Raw genomic sequence first — 18,374 nt, 5'->3', positions numbered from 1 at the left:
CAGCCGTCAGTGGATCTTGCTGGCCCGCCCCGCCCAGAACCGGTCCCGCAGTTCGCGGCGGAGCACCTTGCCGGTCGAGTTGCGGGGCAGGCCGTCCAGGAAGTCGTACCGGACGGGGATCTTGAAGTCGGCGATCCGCCCCTTCAGGGACAGCATCAGTTCCCTCGGGGTCGCCCGCATACCCTCGTTCAGCACCACGCAGGCATGCACCGCCTCGCCCCAACGGGGGTGCGGGGCTCCGATGACCGCCACCTCGGCCACCGCGGGGTGCTTACCGAGTGCCTCCTCCACCTCGCCGGGGTAGACGTTCTCCCCGGCGACGATGATCGTGTCCTTGATCCGGTCGCAGAGATAGAGATAGCCGTCCTCGTCGAGGTAGCCGGCGTCCCCCATCCGCAGCCATCCGTCCGTCAGGGTCCGCGCGGTGGCCTCCGGCAGGTTCCAGTAGCCCAGCATGACCGCGGCCGACCGCACCCACACCTCACCGGTCTCCCCCGTCGCACAGGTCCTGCCGTCGGCGACGATCCGTATCTCCACCCCCGGGCACGCGCGCCCGGCGGCACGCAGCCGGGGGCTTCCCGGTATGTGGTCGGGCATCGGCAGCAGGGCCACCGCGTTGCCCGTCTCGGTGGCGGCGTAGGCCTGCACCAGATCGGCCTCCAGCACGTCGAGGGAGCGGACCAGCAACTCCTCCGCGATCGGCGAGCCGCCGTAGACCGCCTTGCGCAACGTCGCGAAGGTCTCCTTGGACGCGGCGGGCTCGGCCAGCATCATCTGGAGCATGGCCGGGGCGACGAACGTGGTGGTGACGCCCACGTCCCTGATCAGGGCGACCGCTTCCTGCGCGACGAACATCCGCATGACCACGTTCGTCACACCGGCGGTGAACCCCTGCATGGACCAGGAGAGCCCGGCGATGTGCAGTCCCGGCAGCCCGATCAGGCTCTTGTCGCCGGGTTTCCAGTCCACCCAGTCCAGGCCGTTGTCGTCCATGGCGCGGCCCAGCGCGAAGAAGCTCCGGTGGGGCAGGACCACGCCCTTGGGCAGTCCGGTGGTGCCGCTCGTGTACATCTGGGCGACGGGCTGGGCGGGGTCGGGGCGATATCCGGTGCCGGAGTCCGGGAAGCCGGACTTCCAGTCCGCGTAGCCCGCGCCGCGCCGTCCCAGGACGTCCATTCCGACGATCGTTTTCAGCTCCGGCAGTTCGGTCTCGATCTGCTCGGCGGTGGCGCGGTACTCCTCCTCCACGAAGAGCAGCCGGGCGCAGGAGTCGCGCAACTGGTGCTCGACCTCGCTCTCGATGAGCCGCCAGTTGACCGGTACCAGGACGGTGCCGCTCTTGGCACAGGCGAAGGCGATCTCGTAGTAGTACTGCGACTCCATGCCGAGGAACGCGACCCGGTCGCCGGGAGCGAGCCCCGCGGCGAGCAGGGCATGCGCGGCGCGGTTGCTCTCACGGTCGAGTTCGGCGTACGTCACCTCGGTGCCGAGGTGGATCACGGCGACGTGATCGGGCCGGACTGCGGCGTGGTGTCCGGGGATGGCGGCGAGTGTCTCTGGCGTGGCCTCGTCCATGGTCTCTCCATCAACAGGTCCGGCTGTTCGGAAGGTTGCTGCCCGGCCGGATGCGGCGCGGGGTTCAGTCCGAGGTCAGCCGTTGCTCGGCGAACTCGGCCAGGGAGCGTGCGCTGGGGTGGTCCAGAACCTCGGACACCGTGGTCCTGCGGCCCAGGGCCGTGCCCAACTGCCCGCTGAGCCGGGCGGCGGCCAGCGAGTCCAGGCCCAGGTCGAGGAAGTGCGCGCCGGGTTCGATCTCCGCGGGGTCGTCGAACTGGAGCTCGACGGCCATCAGCGCACGGATGTGTCCGGTGAGGGCGGCGAGCCGTTCGTCGTGGCCCATGGAGAGCAGTCGCCCGGTGTCCAGCTCCGCCGGGGCGGTGGCGACGGGCCCGGCCTCCGGGGCGTCCGGTGTGGTGTTCGGCCGGACACCCGCTCCGGTCCCGCGCGAGAAGCGGCGCGGGTTCGCCGACCGGAGCCAGTACTCCTGGCGGTCGAAGGCGTAGCCCGGCAGCACCACCCGCCGTATCCGCCGCTCCGCGTGGAAGCCGGTCCAGGACACCGGGTATCCGGCGGCGTACAGCTTGGCCGCCGACGACAGCAGCGCCAGGTCGTCCTGTTGCGACGCGCGCAGGCTGGGCAGCCAGATGTCGCCCGGGGCGTCGAGGTTCTCCCGGGCCAGCGAGGACAGCGTGGCGGACGGCCCGATCTCGATGTACGCGTGCCTGCCGCGCCGGGCCACGGTGCGCATCCCGGCCGCGAAGTCCACCGGTTCGGCGATGTGCCGGACCCAGTAGTCGGGCTTGGAGATGTCCCGCCAACGGGCCACCTGGCCCGTGAGGTTGGAGATCAGGGTGAACTCGGGCTCGTGGAAGACGATGTCGTCGAAGGCCGCCCGGAACTCCTCGGTGACCGCGCCCATCAGCGGTGAGTGGAAGGCGTGCGAGACGGGCAGCCGCTTGACCCGCACGCCCTCGGCGGCCAGCTCGGTGGTCGCCGCGTCCAGCGAGGCGGCGCCTCCCGAGATGACGCACTGCGTGGGTGCGTTGTACGCGGCGACGGCGAGGTCCTCGTACGACTCCACCAGGGCGTTCACCGTCTCGGCGGCGGCCCCGACGGCCGCCATGCCGCCGGGAGCGGTCACCGAGTCCATCAGCCGGGCCCGGACCGCCACCAGCCGGACCGCGTCGGCCACGGTGAAGAGTCCGGCGACGGTCGCGGCGACCACCTCGCCGATGCTGTGACCGATGACGGCGGAGGGCCGCACGCCCCAGGAGAGCCACAGCCGCGCCAACGCGTACTCCAGGACGAACAGGGCGGGCTGGGTGTACCGGGTGCGATGCAGCTCCTCGGCGTCCTCGGTACGGCCGAACATCAACTCGCGGATGGAGCGGCCCAGATGCGGGGCGAACAACTCGTCCAGCTCGTCGACGGTTCGGCGGAAGAGCGGGTGGCGCCCGTACAGGGCGAGGCCCATGCCCGGGTGCTGCGCGCCCTGTCCGGTGAACAGGAAGACCGCTTTGCGTACGGCCTCCGGCCTGTCGGCCACGGGCCTGGTGGCCCGGTCGGCCAGCAGGGCGGAGAGACCGGCGTGGTCGCGGACGACGCCGGCGATCCGGTGGTCGAAGTGGGCGCGACCGGCGTTGCCGGTGTAGCAGACGGCGTCGACGGGCAGGTCGGGCCGGTCGGCCAGCAGTCGCTGGTAGCGCTCGATCTGCAGGGCGAGGGAGCGGGCCGACTTCGCGGACAGCGTGAAGACATGACCGCGTTCCCGGCCGGCGCCGTCGGGCCGCCCGTCCGCCTCGCGGCTCGCGTCCCCGGACCGGCCGGCGCGGCTCGCGTCCCCGGACCCGCCATCGGCCTCGCGGCTCGCGTCCCCGGTCGGGTCCGCCTGTTCTCGGGCGGGGGCGTCCGCGTCGGCGGGTGCCTCTTCGAGGATTGCGGACGCCAGAGTTCCGGCGAAGCCGAAGGAGTTGACCATCGCGCGTCGGGTGCCGGACGTCCAGGGGCGGGTCTCCGTGGGGATCTCGACCGGAGAGACCTCCCAGGGAATGCGTGACGACGGCTTCTCGAAGTTGAGGTGGGGGAAGATCTCGCCGCTGCGCAGCTGGGCGACGGCCTTGATGACTCCGCCGATCCCCGCGGCCGGCTCCATGTGTCCGAGATTGGTCTTGGCCGAGCCGACGATCACCGGATCGTTCCTGCTGTGCGACTCCGCGAAGACCTCGCTGATCGCACCGATCTCGATCGGGTCCCCGAGAGGGGTTCCGGTGCCGTGTGCCTCCACGTACTGGATGTCGCCGGGCTCCAGCCGGGCGCTGCTGAGCGCCCGCCGCAACAGGGTCTCCTGCGCGGCGCCGTTGGGCACGGTGAGCCCGGCGCTCTCCCCGTCCTGCCCGACGGCGCTGCCACGGACGAGCGCCAGGACGGTGTCGCCGTCGCGCCTGGCGTCCGAGAGCCGCTTCAGCACGATCATGCCGCAGCCCTCGGCCCGGCCGTAGCCGTCGGCCGCGTCGTCGAAGGTCTTGCAGAGGCCGTCGGGCGAGAGCGCGGTGAGATCGGAGAAGAGCGCGGTGCTCCGGGGGTGGTGGATGGCGTTGACCCCACCGGCCAGGGCGATGTCGCACTCGCGGCGGCGCAGCCCCTGTACGGCGAGGTGGAGCGCGACGAGGGAGGCCGAGCAGGCGGTGTCCACGGTGATGGAGGGCCCGCGCCAGCCGAGGAAGTACGAGAGTCTGCCGCAGATGCCCGAGTGCGAGACCCCGGCCGCGATCCGGCCGTCCAGTTCGTCGTCGGGAAGCTCGTCCATCTCCATCACGTAGTCGAGGGAGCTGGCGCCCACGTAGATGCCGCCGTTGCCGTGCCGCAGTGCGGTCGGGTCGATTCCGGCGTGTTCGAGGGACTCCCACGCCGTCTCCAGCACCAGCCGCTGTTGCGGGTCCAGACAGTGCGCCTCGGCCGGGGCCGTCCTGAAGAACTTGGGGTCGAACCGTTCGAGGCCGTCGAGGAAGCCGCCGCCCGTGGTCCGGATGACGCCGCGGCCCTCACCGGACGCGTATGCCTCGACGTCCCAGCGGTCCTTCGGGAGCGGGCCGATGGCGCTGCGTCCCTCGCGCAGGAACTCGGTGAATTCCTCCAGGGAGTTGTTCCCGCCGGGAAAGCGCAGGCCGACGCCCACGATCGCGATCGGTTCGTACTTCTCCCGCAGCAGCTCCTTCAGGAGCTCACGCTGCCTGCGCAGATCCTCCCTGGCCTGCGCCAGGGCGTCGGCGGTGGTCGCGTCGTCCAGGTCTGCCATGTCTCCTACCCCTGTCCCTGGTAGAGGTTCTTGAGGGCTTCGTCGACCAGATCGTCCGCCGAAGGGCCGGCGGGGGCGGCGGCGCGGGGGCCGGGGGCGGCACCGGACGTGGCCCCGTCGCCGGGCGCGGACGCGCGCGCCGGACGGAACAGGCCGGGGAGCAGCTCGTCGCAGATGTGGTCCATCAGCTGACCCACGGTGGGGCTGTTGAACAGCAGGTTCGCGCTGAGTTCGTGCCCGATCATCGACTCCAGGCCCTGCTTCAGATCGGTGATCGTCAGTGAGGTGAGACCCAGGTCGAAGTAGCTCTCGTCCATGGGGAGTTCGTCATCGTCCTCCATGAGCAGCGCGATCTTGAACTCGGCGACGACGAGGTCCTCCAAGGCCTGCCGCCGCTCGGACCGGGCGAGATCGAGCAGGTCCTCCACGACCGTGGTGGCGCCCACCGTCTCGGGCCCCGAAGGGCGTTCGTCCACCGCACTCACTGCCATCGCCTCCACCACGTCGAGCCGCCGCAAGAGCCCCCGTACCGTGCTTCGTGGGTGCCGGATCCATTCCAGTCGACGAGCACGAGGGCAGTCCAGCGCCGTCGGACCGGCGGTACGGCCATGTGCCCGCGCCGTCAGCGACACGTCAGCACGGGGGTGCCGCGGACATGGCGACGGCCCGTACGGACAGAGCGTCCGTACGGGCCGTCGGGTGGGGCTACGGGTCAGTGGTTACGGGGGAAGCCCAGGTCCACGCCCGCCGGGGCGTCGGCCGGGTCCGGCCAGCGGGTGGTGACGACCTTGCCGCGGGTGTAGAAGTGCACGCCGTCGTTGCCGTAGATGTGGTGGTCGCCGAAGAGCGAGTCCTTCCAGCCACCGAAGGAGTGGTAGCCGACCGGCACCGGGATCGGCACGTTGACGCCCACCATGCCGGCCTCGACCTCCAGCTGGAAGCGGCGGGCGGCGCCGCCGTCGCGGGTGAAGATCGCGGTGCCGTTGCCGAACGGCGAGGCGTTCATGAGGGCGACGCCCTCCTCGTACGTCTCGGTGCGCAGGACGCACAGGACCGGGCCGAAGATCTCGTCCTTGTACGCGTCCGAGTCGGTGGAGACGTTGTCCAGGAGGGAGAGGCCGATCCAGTGGCCGTCCTCGAAGCCCTCGACCGTGAAGCCCGTGCCGTCGAGGACGACATCGGCGCCCTGGGCGGCCGCGCCCGTGACGTAGGAGGCGACCTTGTCGCGGTGGGCGGCGGTGATCAGCGGGCCCATCTCGGACGTCGGGTCGTTGCCGGGGCCGATCTTGATCTTCTCGGCGCGCTCCTTGATCTTGGCGACGAGCTCGTCGGCGATGGAGCCGACCGCGACGACCGCGGAGATCGCCATGCAGCGCTCACCGGCGGAGCCGTACGCGGCGGAGACGGCGGCGTCGGCCGCGGCGTCGAGGTCCGCGTCCGGCAGCACCAGCATGTGGTTCTTCGCACCGCCGAGCGCCTGGACGCGCTTGCCGTTGGCGGTGGCGGTCGTGTGGATGTAACGGGCGATCGGGGTGGAGCCCACGAAGGAGACCGCGGCCACGTCGGGGTGGGCGAGGAGCCCGTCGACGGCGACCTTGTCACCGTGCAGGACGTTCAGCACACCGTCCGGCAGACCGGCCTCGGAGGCCAGCTCGGCCAGCAGGTTGGCGGCCGACGGGTCCTTCTCGCTGGGCTTGAGCACAAAGGTGTTTCCGCAGGCGATGGCGAGCGGGAACATCCACATCGGCACCATGGCCGGGAAGTTGAACGGGGTGATGCCGGCGACGACACCGAGCGACTGGCGGATCGAGGAGACATCGACCCGGCTGGAGACCTGGGTGGACAGCTCGCCCTTGAGCTGGGTGGTGATGCCGCAGGCCAGCTCGACGATCTCCAGACCGCGGGCAACCTCGCCCAGCGCGTCCGAGTGCACCTTGCCGTGCTCGGCGGTGATCAGCGCGGCGATGTCGTCGCGGTGGGCGTCCAGCAGCGCGCGGTAGCGGAAGAGGACCGCAGTGCGGGCGGCCAGCGAGGACGTGCCCCAGGTGGCGTAGGCGTCCTTGGCGGCGGCGACCGCGGCGTCGACCTCTTCGAGGGAGGCGAGCGCGACCTGGGTGGTGACGGCGCCGGTCGCCGGGTCGGTGACCGGGCCGTAGTTGCCCGACGCGCCCTCGACGGTCTTGCCACCGATCCAGTGGTTGACGGTCTTCATGACAGAACTCCTTCAGTGGCGTCTTCAGAGGTGGCGGCGTCGGTCGGCGACGTGTCGGTCGTACTCTTGGCGGGCTTTCACGGCCGACGGCCGGGTGGCCGTTTCGACTACGGGAACATCCCACCACGCCTGCGCCGGAGGGGGGCCCGACACTGTGTCTGCCGTTTCGGTCTCGACGTAGACACAAGTGGGACGGTCCGCGACGCGCGCCTCGGCAAGGGCTTCGCGCAGGTCACGCACGGTCTTGGCACGGAGCACCCGCATCCCCAGCGAGCCCGCGTTGGCCGCGAGGTCGACGGGGAGCGGGGGGCCGGTGAAGGTGCCGTCCGCGGCGCAGTGGCGGTAGGCCGTGCCGAAGCGCTCGCCGCCGACCGCCTCGGAGAGACCGCCGATGGACGCGTAGCCGTGGTTCTGGAGGACGACCAGCTTCACCGGGAGCTCCTGCTGCACCGCGGTGACGATCTCGGTGGGATTCATCAGGTACGTGCCGTCGCCGACGAGGGCCCAGACGGGGCGGCCGGGGGCGGCCAGCTGGACCCCGATCGCGGCCGGGATCTCGTAGCCCATGCAGGAGTAGCCGTACTCGACGTGATACTGCTGCGGGGATCGGGCCCGCCAGAGCTTGTGCAGGTCACCGGGGAGCGAACCGGCCGCGTTGATCACGATGTCGTCCTCGGTGACCAGGGTGTCGAGGAGGCCCAGGACCTGGGTCTGGGTGGGGCGGGCGTGCGGGTCGTCGGCGGTGAACGCTGCGGTGACCCGCTGCTCCCATTCCTCCTTGGCCTCGGTGTACTCGGTCTCGTAGGACGGGTCGACGCGGTGGTTGCGTGCGGCGAGCGCGGCGGTGAGGGCTTCGAGGGCGGTACGGGCGTCGGCGACGAGCGGGAGCGCGCCGAGTTTGTGGGCGTCGAAGCCGGTGATGTTGAGATTGAGGAAGCGGACCGCCGGGTTCGAGAAGAGCGTGGCGGAGGCCGTGGTGAAGTCGGAGTAGCGGGTGCCGATACCGATGACCAGGTCGGCGGTGCGGGCCAGCTCGTCGGCGGTCGCGGTGCCGGTGTGGCCGATGCCTCCGACGTCGGCGGGGTGGTCGTGGCGCAGGGAACCCTTGCCGGCCTGGGTCGAGGCGACGGGGATACGGGTGGCGGCGGCGAACGCGGCCAGGGTCTCCTCCGCCGCGCTGTGATGGATGCCGCCGCCCGCCACGACCAGCGGCCGACGGGCGCCGCGCACGGCCCGTACCGCCCGGTCGAGCTCGTACGGATCGGGAGCGGGGCGGCGTACGTACCAGACGCGCTCGGCGAAGAACTCCTCCGGCCAGTCGTACGCCTGGGCCTGCACGTCCTGCGGCAGCGCGAGGGTGACGGCGCCGGTCTCCGCCGGGTCGCTCAGGGTTCGCATGGCCTGGAGGGCGGCCGGGATCAGGGCCTCGGGGCGGGTGATCCGGTCGAAGTAGCGGGAGACGGGGCGCAGGCAGTCGTTGACCGAGATGTCGCCGGCGGACGGGACTTCGAGCTGCTGGAGCACGGGGTCGGCGGGCCGGGTCGCGAAGGTGTCCCCGGGCAGGAGGAGGACGGGGAGGTGGTTGATGGTGGCGAGGGCGGCGCCGGTGACGAGATTGGTGGCGCCGGGGCCGATGGAGGTGGTGACGGCGTGCGCGGAGAGCCTGCCGGACTGACGGGCGTAGCCGACGGCGGCGTGCACCATGGCCTGCTCATTGCGGCCCTGGAGATAGGGCATCGCGCGGCCCGACTCGATGAGGGCCTGACCGATTCCGGCGACGTTGCCATGGCCGAAGATGCCCCAGGTGGCGCCGATCAGGCGCTGTCGTCGGCCGTCGCGCTCGGTGTACTGGCGGGAGAGGAAGGACACCAGGGCCTGGGCGGTGGTCAGCCTGCGGGTGCGTGGTGCGCTCATGAGGTCGCCTCCGAACCGTACGGCGGGACTTTCCCGTACAGCGGAAGTCTGGGGTCCACCGGCTGCGAGGGCCAGGTGTCGCGGATCCAGCCGTGGTCGGGGTGGTCGCTGATCAGCCACTCCCGCTGCTCGCCCGGACCCGCCATCACATTGAGGTAGTACAGCGTGCGGCCGGGGGACGCGATGGAGGGGCCGTGCCAGCCGTCGGGGATGAGCACCGCGTCACCGCTGCGGACCTCGGCGAGGACGTCCGTACCGCCGTCCTTCGACGGCGACACCCGGTGGTAGCCGAGCCCGTCGTGCTCCACCTCGAAGTAGTAGATCTCCTCCAGCACGGACTCGACTCCGGGGCGGGCCTCGTCGTGCTTGTGCGGCGGGTAGGACGACCAGTTGCCACCGGGAGTGAGGACCTCGACGGCGATCAGCCGGTCGCACTCGAAGGTGTCGGCCGCGGCGAAGTTGTTGACCTGACGGGAGCAGTTCCCGGTGCCGCGCAGCTCGACGGGTACCTCCGGCGCGGGGCCGTAGCGAGCGGGGAGTCGTCGCTCGCACTTCGCTCCTGCCAGGGCGAAGCGGCCTCCTGCGCCGGAGGCGATCTGTGCATGGGCGTCACGCGGTACATACGCGAAGTCGGATGCCCCGCCGAACACGCTTTCCCGGCCCAGCAGTTCAAAGATCTCATCTGAGGTGCGCACCGTACAGCCACCGGTCAACGGCAGAACGATCCACTCGCTCTCCCCGGTGACAAGCGTGTGAATTTCGCCCGGTCCCAGCTCCAGCACACGCAGGCTCGACCGGTCCCAGCCGGCCCGCTCCGGATCGATGTCGAGGGCATAGGGCCCGCTCGCCGTGCTCCCGGCGCGGAGGTGGTACCGCGGTTCGTTGTCCGTCGTCATACCCACTCCCTACCCGGTGCCGGGCTCTCTCCCGTTCCTCTCGGCTCCAGCAGCGACACGGCCGTGTCGACGGCTTCCGCCACCTTGCCGTCGGCCGGGTAGAGCAGCGAACGCCCCACCACCAGGCCCTGGACGGTCGGCAGTCGCAGTGCCGTGCGCCACTTCTCGAACGCGCCGTCCAGGTCGTCGCGTACCTCGCCGCCCAGCAGCACGGCGGGCAGCGTGGAGGCCTCCATCACCCGGGCCATGTCGTCGGGGTTCTCGGTGACGGGGACCTTGAGCCAGGTGTACGCGGACGTCCCGGCGAGCCCCGAGGCGATGGCGATCGAGGTGGTGACCGCCTCCGCACCGAGGTCGTTGCGGACCTGGCCGTCCGTGCGGCGGCAGAGGAACGGCTCGACGAAGACCGGCAGCCGGTGCGCGGCCATGGCGTCGATGGCACGCGCGGTGGCGTGCATGGTGTCGAGCGAGCCGGGGTCGTCGTAGTCGATACGGAGCAGCAGCTTGCCCGCGTCGAAGCGGAGACGGGCGAGGTCCTCGGGACGGTGGCCGGTGAAACGGTCGTCGAGCTCGAAGGCCGCGCCCGCGAGCCCGCCGCGGTTCATCGAACCGACGACGACCTTGTTCTCCAGCGCGCCGAGGAGCAGCAGGTCGTCGAGGATGTCGGCGGTGGCCAGGACTCCGTCGACGCCGGGGCGGGAGAGGGCGAGGCGGAGCCGTTCCAGGAGCTCGAAGCGGTTGGCCATGGCCAGTTCGCGGTCGCCGACGGCCAGGGAGCCACGGGCCGGGTGGTCCGCCGCGATGATCATCAGGCGTCCGCCGCTGCTGACGAGGGGGCGTCTGCGGCGTCGCGCCGCGGCCTCGGCGACGGCCTCGGGGTGGCGCACGCGCAGTTGGACGAGTTCGGAGACCGAGGCGGCCGCGGGCGTCATCGGGTGGCTCCGGTGGGGCGGGAGGTGACGGCGCCTTCGGTCAGGGCCGTTTCGACTTCGTGCGGGAACGGCATGGCGGAGGAGCAGGCGAGCCGGGAGGCGACGATCGCGCCGGCCGCGTTGGCGTACCGCATGACGCGCTCCGTCTCCCAGCCGGCGAGCAGTCCGTGGCAGAGCGCCCCGCCGAAGGCGTCACCGGCGCCCAGGCCGTTGACGACCTCGACGGGCAGCGGCGGCACATCGGCCACCGAGCCGTCGCGATGGACGGCGAGGACGCCCTTGGGGCCTCGCTTGACGACGGCCAGTTCGATGCCTGCGGCGATCAGGGCGCGGGCGGCCGCGTGGGGTTCGCGCTCCCCCGTCGCGATCTCGCACTCGTCGAGGTTGCCGACGGCGACGGTGGCATGGGCGAGGGCCTCTCGGTAGCGGACGGCCGGGGCGGGACGGGACGCGGAATCCTCCGTGGTGTCCCAGAACATCGGGCGCCAGTCGAGGTCGAAGACGGTGATGCCGGACCGGTCGCGGGCGCGGAGTGCGGCGAGGGTCGCGGTACGGCTCGGCTCGGCGCACAGTCCGGTGCCCGTCATCCAGAAGACCCGGGCGGACCGCACCGCGCCGAGGTCCAGCTCGGATGTGTGGATCTCCAGGTCGGGGGCCTTGGGCTGCCGGTAGAAGTAGAGCGGGAAGTCGTCGGGCGGGAAGAGCTCGCAGAAGGTGAGGGGCGTCGGCCAGGCGTCGACGGACGTCACCCACCGGTCGTCGACCCCGAACTCCCGCAACTGGTGGTGCAGATACTCCCCGAAGGCGTCCCGGCCGGTGCGCGTCACCACCGCCGTCCGTCGTCCGAGCCGGGCCGCCGCGACGGCGACATTGGTGGGTGAACCACCGAGGAACTTTCCGAAGGTGTCGACCCTGGCCAGCGGCAGACCGGTCTGCAGGGGGTAGAGGTCCACGCCGATCCGGCCCATGGTGATCACGTCGTACTGCTCAGGCATACGCATCCCTTCGACCGGCGACCGGGGCGGCTGCTCCCAGGTCTAGCCCTCCCCCGGAACCCTGTCAATCCTTTGTCCGGACATAAGGACGAATGATTGACACTCGCCCCCAGGGCCGGGAGGCTGGACGGCATGACCTCCTCCGCTTTGGCTCCGGCCCGTATCCGTATCGGTTCGGCACCCGACTCGTGGGGGGTGTGGTTCCCCGACGATCCCCGGCAAGTGCCCTGGCAGCGCTTCCTCGACGAAGTCTCCGCGGCGGGTTACGAGTGGATCGAACTCGGCCCGTATGGCTACCTCCCGACCGACCCGGCCCGCCTCGCCGACGAGACCGGCCGCCGCGGGCTCACGGTCTCGGCCGGGACCGTTTTCACCGGATTGCACCATGGGCCGGACGTCTGGGACCGGACCTGGGCGCATGTCGCCGGCATCGCGGCACTCACCCGGGCGATGGGGGCCGGGCATCTGGTGGTCATCCCGTCGTTCTGGCGCGACGACCGGACGGGCGAGGTCCTGGAGGACCGCAGCCTCACCGCGGAGCAGTGGCGCGACCTCACCACCCAGACGGAACGGCTGGCCCGCGAGGTGCGGGACCGCTTCGGGCTGCGCATCGTCGTCCATCCGCATGCCGACACACACATCGACAGCGAGGAGAACGTCAGCCGTTTCCTCGACGCCACCGATCCCGACTTGGTCTCGCTCTGCCTCGACACCGGCCACTACGCCTACTGCGGCGGTGACAGCGTCAAGCTGATCGAAACCTACGGCGAACGGATCGGCTATCTGCACCTCAAGCAGGTCGACCCCGAGATCCTGGCCGAAGTCGTGGCGCACGAGGTGCCGTTCGGGCCGGCCGTGGCGCGCGGCGTGATGTGCGAACCGCCGGACGGGGTACCCGCACTGGAACCCGTACTCGCCGCCGCCCGCAAACTGGACGTGGACCTCTTCGCCATCGTCGAGCAGGACATGTATCCGTGTCCGCCCGACAAGCCCCTCCCCATCGCCCGCCGCACCCGCGAGTTCCTCCGCTCCTGCGGTGGACCGCGCGGCGGCGGCCCCCGCCGAGTCCCGGACACGCCGAACGGTCCCGGGAAGTGACGTAGTGGCGGTGCGCGGTGTTGTGCTCGATGAGGCGCCGGTACGCGGTCCCGGTCGCGCCCGCCCCACCACCGCACGAGGAGCAACTCGCCATGATCCGAAAGACGCTGTCGTTCCGTAGGACGGCCGGGGCCTCGGCCCTGGCCGCGGTCGCCCTGGCAGCCGCCCTCGCCACGGCCCCGGGCGCCGCCTCCGCCGACGCGCACAACCCGCCGCCACCGCCCGGCTCCAGCCCCGTCTGCGCCTTCTACGACGGTGACGGGCCGACCTTCTTCGGGGAGCGGGGCGAGCGGGTCTCCCAGGTGCAGTGCGTGCTGGCCAACCGCCACTATCTGCCGTGGTCCGCGCTCGACGGAACGTTCGGACCGCAGACCCTCCTCGCCGTACAGCGCTTCCAGGCGGACCACCCGCCGCTCGCACCGAACGGCCTGGTCACCCCGGCCACCTGGTCGGCGCTCCAGCACGCGGGCCCGACTCGCACAACCCCTCTCCCCTATCCGCCGGCATAGCTCCGCACCCCCGAGCCCTCTCTCGCCATTCCCTCGAACACCAAGTACTCCTTCTGTCACAGAGATCCCAGCCTCGTCACATGTGTCTTCAATACGCGGGACTTCCGTCACAGGCGCTCGACAGCCCCTCCCCGGAACTCACCCCCTTTCGTTGCACCGGGCACTGACTGAGTGATCGTCAGCGTCCGCACCGCGGCTCCCCCTGTGGCCTCCCTCGGCTGCCGCCGCGGTGCAGAGAGGTGTCACTGATGACGGACACAAGACTCTGGTCCTACAAAGACATTGCCGCGCACATCCGGGTGCAGCCGGAAACCGTCCGCTCCTACCGCAAGCACGGTCTCCTCCCGTCGCCCGACCATGTGGAGGGCGGCAAGCCCTACTGGTACGCCGACACCATCCGCGCGTGGGTCGCCTCAAGACCCGGCAACCGAGGGCGCGGTCACTGACGTCTCCGGTCCCGTACGGCGAGCAGACCCCACCTGCCGCTGTATGGGGCTCCCGCTCCTTCGCCGGGGTGTGACGAGAGGCCGGCCGGGACGGGATGGGGCGGAAACCCGGGCAGCCGGGCAGCCGGGCAGCCGGGCAGCCGGGCAGCCGGGCAGCCGGGCAGCCGGGCAGCCGGGCAGCCGGGCAGCCGGGCAAACCTACGCTCCGCTGGTCACCCTGTCCCGCTCCGGGGCGTCCTTCGATATCTCCTCCGCCGGAACCGGCACGGACTCCCCTTCGCTCAGGCCGAACCTCCGGTGGAAGGTCCGCAGCGGGGCGGGTGCCCACCAGGTGACCCTGCCCATCAGCTTCATCACGGAAGGAACGAGCAGGCTGCGCACCACCATGGCGTCCATCAGCACGGCCAGGGCGATGCCGAGGCCCAGCATCTTGGTGTTGGTCACCCTTGATGTGCCGATGGCGACCATCACCACCGCCAGGATCACGGCCGCCGCGGTGATCAGCCCGCCGGTGTGCCGCAACCCGAAGGTCACCGACCGCTCGTGGTCCCCGGTGCGGTCGTACTCCTCCTTGATCCGGGAGAGCAGGAAGACCCCGTAGTCCATGGAGAGCCCGAAGGCGACGCAGAACATGAGCACCGGCAATGTCGTCTCCATGTCCCCCGTGCTGGTGAACGAGAGCAGCCCGGACAGATGCCCGTCCTGGAAGACCCAGACGACCGCTCCGAACATCGCCGTGAGACTCAGCGCGTTGAGCACGACCGCCTGAAGGGGGATCAGCACACTCCCGGTGAGCAGGAAGACCAGGAGCAGCGTCACCACGACGATGATGCCCACCGCCCAGGGCAGCCGGTCGGCGATGGCGTGCTTGGAATCGACCAGGACGGCCGCCGTGCCCGTCACCGAGGTGTCAAAGGGGGCGGGCTCGGCCCGGAGGTCCTGGACGAGCCGCTGGGTCTCCTCCCCCACGGCCTCGCCGTCGGGCAGCACGCTGAAGTAGGCGAACCGCCCCGCCGTGGCCGGTCCGTCGACCCGCAGCACACCGGGAAGCCCCGCGATCCTGTTGCGGTATTCGGCGTACTGGGCCGGCGTCGCCGCCCCCTCCGTGAGCACTTCGAGGCCGCCGCCCGGACTGCCTGGGAATCCGTCCCGAATGTGCTGCTGCACGACATGCGATTCGGCGGAAGCGGGCAGTTGGCGATCGTCCGCCGTACCGAACTTCACCCCGAGGAACGGCAGCCCGAGCAGGACGAGTCCCACAGCGGTGGCGGCGGCGAAGACCGGCGCCCGACGCATCACCAGGGCCGCGAACCGGCCCCACCCGCGGCCGGCCCCGGCCGGTCCGGCGGATTCGGACGGCTCGTCATGCCCGCCCGGACGCCCTCGCACGACTCCGCCGGTGCGCTCGACCGCGCGCCCGTCACCACGTCGCAGCAGCCGGCGCAGATCCAGGGAGTTCACCCGTGGCCCGAGCAGCACCAGGGCGGCCGGGAGCAGCACGAGCGCGGCGGCGGCCGCCAGCAGCACCACGGCGATCCCCGCGTAGGCGAACGAGCGCAGGAAGTACTGCGGGAAGACCAGCATCGCGGCGAGCGAGACCGCGACGGTCAGCGCGGAGAACAGCACCGTGCGGCCCGCGGTGCGCAGCGTCGCCCCGACGGCGTCCCGGGCACCCGCCCCGGCCGAGAGCTCCTCCCTGAACCGGCGCACGATGAACAGCGCGTAGTCGATGGCCAGGCCGAGACCGAGGGCGGTGGTGAGGTTCTGGGCGAAGACCGAGACATCGGTGAATTCGGTGATGCCGCGCAGCACGGCGTTGGTCCCCAGGATCGCGACGATGCCCACACCGAGCGGCAGCAGGGCGGCGATCGCGCTGCCGAAGACCATGACCAGCAGCACGAGTGTCACCGGCAGGGCGATCATCTCGGCCCGCAGCAGGTCTTCCTGGATGATCGTCTGCATCTCGTGCCGAACGGCGACCGGGCCGCCGACCGAGACGTCCACCGGCCCGTGTACACCCCGGTAGGCGGGAGCTATCCGGTCCAGCACCTCGCCCATCGCCTTGTCGTCACCCTCGATCCGGGCGGCGATCAACGCCTGTCGCCCGTCCTCGGCACGCAGTGCGGGTGACTTGCTCTGCCAGTACGAGCCGACACCGGTGATGCCCTTCTCGCCGGCCAGCCGCTCGGTCAGCCGGGCCGCCTCGGCGGCCACCGCGGGATCGTCGACCGATGCGCCGCCGCTGTCCACGAGCAACAGCAGATTCGGCTGGGACACGGGGAACTCGCGCTCCAGCGCCTTGGTCGTATAGGTCGATTCGGCGTCCGGCGCCTCCCAGCCCCCACTGCCCATCCGGTCGGCCACCCCGCTGCCGGCGAACACGGCGAGCATCGTGATCACCAGGGCCGCGAACAGCGCGAGCCGTGGTCGCGCGGTGACGAGTCGCGTCCAGCCCCCCAGACGCTGCGGACCATTCACTTCAGGCATGGCGCGGTGTCCCTTTCCCCCGGATCCGACGGCGTGCGGCGGCCACGCGGGGCGGCGGCGCAGGGCAGCATGGATCAGTCGTTGCCGATTAGACTGGCAAACACGAGTCATCGCTCGCGTTTCATCAAGAATGCGAGCGCCCACTCGCGTTTGTCAACCGCGTCATGAAAGCTGGGGATTGACCGTGTCGGAGGCCAGAGCAGGGCACACCGGAGGCACGAAGGGCACTGGAGGCGCCAAGGACGCGAGGGACGGCGAAGGCTCCAGGGCGACCGCCGACACCCCCCGCCCCCGCCGTCGCCAGGCCCGCGGCGAAGCCCGTATCGCCCAGCTGCTCAAAGCGGCGGCCAGCGTCTTCTGCACCACCGGCTACACCGCCGCGAGCACCAACGCCATCGCTCGCGAAGCCGGCGTCTCACCGGGCACGCTCTACCAGTTCTTCCCCAACAAGGAGGCCATCGCCATCGAGCTCGGCGACCAACTCCTCAACCGCTGGCGGGATACGTACGGCGCCGCGTTCCTCCCCGACCACCTGGCGCTCCCGCTGGACCGGATGCTGGACGCCATCCTCGACCCGCTGATCACCTTCAACTGCGAGAACCCGGCGTTCAACGTCCTGATGCACGGCTCGGAGATCCCCGGAATGATCACCCAGGGGCACGACGCACTGCACATGACCATGCTCAACCGCGTCGAAACGATCCTCGGCGGCTACCTGCCGGACACTCCGCCCGCCCAGATCACCCGCATCGCCAACATGATCTTCATCCTCTTCAAGGGCGGACTCGACCTGATCATGGCCCACGAGGGCGAGGAGCGGGAGGCGTACGCCAGGGAGTTGAAGACCGCGCTGCTCCGCTACCTGGAGCCGCTGCTCGGTGACGCACCGCTCACGGCTCCCCCGAATGCCCGATAGCTCCACGCCCCATAGGATTCGGACAAATTAGGAGATATGCATAGGGAGTACGCGTGAACTGGCACACCGACCCCGGCAACCCGTCACCTGCCACCCCTTCCGACCGGCAGCCAGGGCCCACTTCACCGCGCCCCCAGGCCCCACCGGAGCCACCGCGGCCGCGCCCCGGACTCTGGAAACGGTGCCTGTGGGGCGGCGCAGCCCTCTGGATCCTGACCGCGATCGTCACGTACGCCACCCAGAACACCACCCTGCTGCCGACCCTCATCCTGCTCGGCAGCTTCCTGATCCCGGCCACCTTCGTCCTGTGGGCGTACGAACGGCACGGTCGAGACCTCGGGGTGAACCTCATCCTCGGCTGCTTCCTGACGGGCGGAATCCTGGGTGTGCTCGGCGCCTCCGTCATGGAGTACTACCTGCTCAATCCGTCGCTCTGGATGTTCCTGGGCGTCGGGCTGATCGAGGAGGCCGTGAAGCTCGCGGCGCTGATGTTCGTACTCCGCCGCCACACCCACATCCATGGCATGCGAGCCGGACTGGTGCTCGGCGCGACGGTCGGATTCGGGTTCGCCGCCTTCGAGAGCGCGGGCTACGTCTTCAACGCCGCCGTCACCATGAAGGGCATCGATCTGCGCGCCCTGCTGGAGACCGAGGTACTGCGCGGGGTACTCGCACCGTTCGGGCACGGCCTCTGGACGGCGATCGCCGGTGGTGTCCTGCTCTCCTTCCGGAGGCCGAACGGGCGCTTCCACTTCGCCGCACCCGTGATCGCCACCTACCTCGGCGTCGCCGTGCTGCACGCGCTCTGGGACTCGATGCACGGCATCGCGATCTGGCTGGTCGCCCGGGTCACCGACACCGGCCTGAGCCGCGCGCTCTTCGCGCAGGGCTACATCCCTTCCCCCACCGGGGAGCAACAGCATCTGTTCACGCTGTTCTCGGTGGGCGGCCTCATCGTGATCACGCTCGTCGCACTGACCTGGCTGCGATCACTGGCGCGGAGCGCACGCAGCAGACAGGGGGGCGCTCACAACGGAGGGCGGGGCGCTCGCAATTATACCCCCTAGGGGTATAGTGTGATGAGCGTCGGGGCATACCGGGCCTCCCGGACCCC

14 protein-coding genes are annotated in these 18,374 nt (G+C 70.7%); 5 read left to right on the top strand and 9 right to left on the bottom strand.

Annotated elements, in window-relative coordinates; translation table 11 throughout:
• Window positions 1–6: 6 nt before the first annotated feature.
• The 8 genes from ABZ826_RS00185 to iolC form a co-directional block, all read right to left on the bottom strand.
• Window positions 7–1,575: a long-chain-fatty-acid--CoA ligase gene (locus ABZ826_RS00185; RefSeq protein WP_361439750.1), complete on the bottom strand. Its 1,569-nt coding sequence runs from the start codon at window positions 1,573–1,575 to the stop codon at window positions 7–9.
• 64 nt (window positions 1,576–1,639) lie between these two features.
• Window positions 1,640–4,855 (bottom strand): type I polyketide synthase, encoded by a 3,216-nt coding sequence (locus tag ABZ826_RS00180; RefSeq protein WP_361439747.1) that lies wholly within the window; start codon window positions 4,853–4,855, stop codon window positions 1,640–1,642.
• 5 nt (window positions 4,856–4,860) lie between these two features.
• The gene (locus ABZ826_RS00175) at window positions 4,861–5,346 is read right to left on the bottom strand and encodes an acyl carrier protein (RefSeq protein WP_361439744.1); all 486 of its coding nucleotides are present in this window, start codon (window positions 5,344–5,346) and stop codon (window positions 4,861–4,863) included.
• Window positions 5,347–5,567: 221 nt separating this feature from the next.
• Window positions 5,568–7,067, bottom strand: a complete 1,500-nt coding sequence (locus ABZ826_RS00170) for a CoA-acylating methylmalonate-semialdehyde dehydrogenase (protein ID WP_361439741.1) — start codon at window positions 7,065–7,067, stop codon at window positions 5,568–5,570.
• A 24-nt stretch (window positions 7,068–7,091) separates the two neighbouring features.
• A complete protein-coding gene (gene iolD, locus ABZ826_RS00165; RefSeq protein ID WP_361439738.1) occupies window positions 7,092–8,981 on the bottom strand; it encodes a 3D-(3,5/4)-trihydroxycyclohexane-1,2-dione acylhydrolase (decyclizing) in 1,890 nt (629 codons plus the stop codon).
• A complete protein-coding gene (iolB, locus tag ABZ826_RS00160) occupies window positions 8,978–9,877 on the bottom strand; it encodes a 5-deoxy-glucuronate isomerase (protein WP_361439735.1) in 900 nt (299 codons plus the stop codon). Before iolB ends, iolD begins: the two co-directional genes overlap by 4 nt.
• On the bottom strand, window positions 9,874–10,809 hold the full coding sequence (locus tag ABZ826_RS00155) for a deoxyribose-phosphate aldolase (RefSeq protein WP_361439732.1): 936 nt from the start codon (window positions 10,807–10,809) through the stop codon (window positions 9,874–9,876). Before ABZ826_RS00155 ends, iolB begins: the two co-directional genes overlap by 4 nt.
• Window positions 10,806–11,804, bottom strand: coding sequence for a 5-dehydro-2-deoxygluconokinase (iolC, locus tag ABZ826_RS00150; RefSeq protein WP_361439729.1), 999 nt, complete (start codon window positions 11,802–11,804; stop codon window positions 10,806–10,808). Before iolC ends, ABZ826_RS00155 begins: the two co-directional genes overlap by 4 nt.
• Window positions 11,805–11,936: 132 nt before the next feature.
• Between iolC and ABZ826_RS00145 the strand changes: the two genes are divergently transcribed.
• The 3 genes from ABZ826_RS00145 (at window position 11,937) to ABZ826_RS00135 (ending at window position 13,857) form a co-directional block, all read left to right on the top strand.
• Window positions 11,937–12,902 (top strand): sugar phosphate isomerase/epimerase, encoded by a 966-nt coding sequence (locus ABZ826_RS00145; RefSeq protein ID WP_361439726.1) that lies wholly within the window; start codon window positions 11,937–11,939, stop codon window positions 12,900–12,902.
• A 92-nt stretch (window positions 12,903–12,994) separates the two neighbouring features.
• On the top strand, window positions 12,995–13,411 hold the full coding sequence (locus tag ABZ826_RS00140; protein ID WP_361439723.1) for a peptidoglycan-binding protein: 417 nt from the start codon (window positions 12,995–12,997) through the stop codon (window positions 13,409–13,411).
• A 248-nt stretch (window positions 13,412–13,659) separates the two neighbouring features.
• Window positions 13,660–13,857: a MarR family transcriptional regulator gene (locus ABZ826_RS00135; RefSeq protein WP_361439720.1), complete on the top strand. Its 198-nt coding sequence runs from the start codon at window positions 13,660–13,662 to the stop codon at window positions 13,855–13,857.
• Between the two features lie 198 nt (window positions 13,858–14,055).
• On the opposite strand, the gene ABZ826_RS00130 is transcribed toward ABZ826_RS00135, so the two are convergent.
• A complete protein-coding gene (locus ABZ826_RS00130; protein WP_361439717.1) occupies window positions 14,056–16,344 on the bottom strand; it encodes an MMPL family transporter in 2,289 nt (762 codons plus the stop codon).
• 184 nt (window positions 16,345–16,528) lie between these two features.
• Here ABZ826_RS00130 and ABZ826_RS00125 point away from each other — a divergent pair, with 184 nt between their 5' ends.
• Window positions 16,529–17,260: a TetR/AcrR family transcriptional regulator gene (locus ABZ826_RS00125; protein WP_361439714.1), complete on the top strand. Its 732-nt coding sequence runs from the start codon at window positions 16,529–16,531 to the stop codon at window positions 17,258–17,260.
• A 185-nt stretch (window positions 17,261–17,445) separates the two neighbouring features.
• The gene (locus ABZ826_RS00120; protein ID WP_361440413.1) at window positions 17,446–18,327 is read left to right on the top strand and encodes a PrsW family intramembrane metalloprotease; all 882 of its coding nucleotides are present in this window, start codon (window positions 17,446–17,448) and stop codon (window positions 18,325–18,327) included.
• The last annotated feature ends 47 nt before the right edge of the window (window positions 18,328–18,374 follow it).

It is taken from the genome of Streptomyces sp. NPDC047515, from assembly GCF_040643055.1.
Classification (GTDB): Bacteria; Actinomycetota; Actinomycetes; order Streptomycetales; family Streptomycetaceae; genus Streptomyces.
This window is presented reverse-complemented; position numbering and strand designations above follow the sequence as displayed.

What these genes read in the sequence shown, in the direction of transcription:
- ABZ826_RS00185 (WP_361439750.1), bottom strand. Translation starts at nt 1,575, where the DNA reads ATGGACGAGGCCACGCCAGAGACACTCGCCGCCATCCCCGGACACCAC.
- ABZ826_RS00180 (WP_361439747.1), bottom strand. Translation starts at nt 4,855, where the DNA reads ATGGCAGACCTGGACGACGCGACCACCGCCGACGCCCTGGCGCAGGCC.
- ABZ826_RS00175 (WP_361439744.1), bottom strand. Translation starts at nt 5,346, where the DNA reads ATGGCAGTGAGTGCGGTGGACGAACGCCCTTCGGGGCCCGAGACGGTG.
- ABZ826_RS00170 (WP_361439741.1), bottom strand. Translation starts at nt 7,067, where the DNA reads ATGAAGACCGTCAACCACTGGATCGGTGGCAAGACCGTCGAGGGCGCG.
- iolD (WP_361439738.1), bottom strand. Translation starts at nt 8,981, where the DNA reads ATGAGCGCACCACGCACCCGCAGGCTGACCACCGCCCAGGCCCTGGTG.
- iolB (WP_361439735.1), bottom strand. Translation starts at nt 9,877, where the DNA reads ATGACGACGGACAACGAACCGCGGTACCACCTCCGCGCCGGGAGCACG.
- ABZ826_RS00155 (WP_361439732.1), bottom strand. Translation starts at nt 10,809, where the DNA reads ATGACGCCCGCGGCCGCCTCGGTCTCCGAACTCGTCCAACTGCGCGTG.
- iolC (WP_361439729.1), bottom strand. Translation starts at nt 11,804, where the DNA reads ATGCCTGAGCAGTACGACGTGATCACCATGGGCCGGATCGGCGTGGAC.
- ABZ826_RS00145 (WP_361439726.1), top strand. Translation starts at nt 11,937, where the DNA reads ATGACCTCCTCCGCTTTGGCTCCGGCCCGTATCCGTATCGGTTCGGCA.
- ABZ826_RS00140 (WP_361439723.1), top strand. Translation starts at nt 12,995, where the DNA reads ATGATCCGAAAGACGCTGTCGTTCCGTAGGACGGCCGGGGCCTCGGCC.
- ABZ826_RS00135 (WP_361439720.1), top strand. Translation starts at nt 13,660, where the DNA reads ATGACGGACACAAGACTCTGGTCCTACAAAGACATTGCCGCGCACATC.
- ABZ826_RS00130 (WP_361439717.1), bottom strand. Translation starts at nt 16,344, where the DNA reads ATGCCTGAAGTGAATGGTCCGCAGCGTCTGGGGGGCTGGACGCGACTC.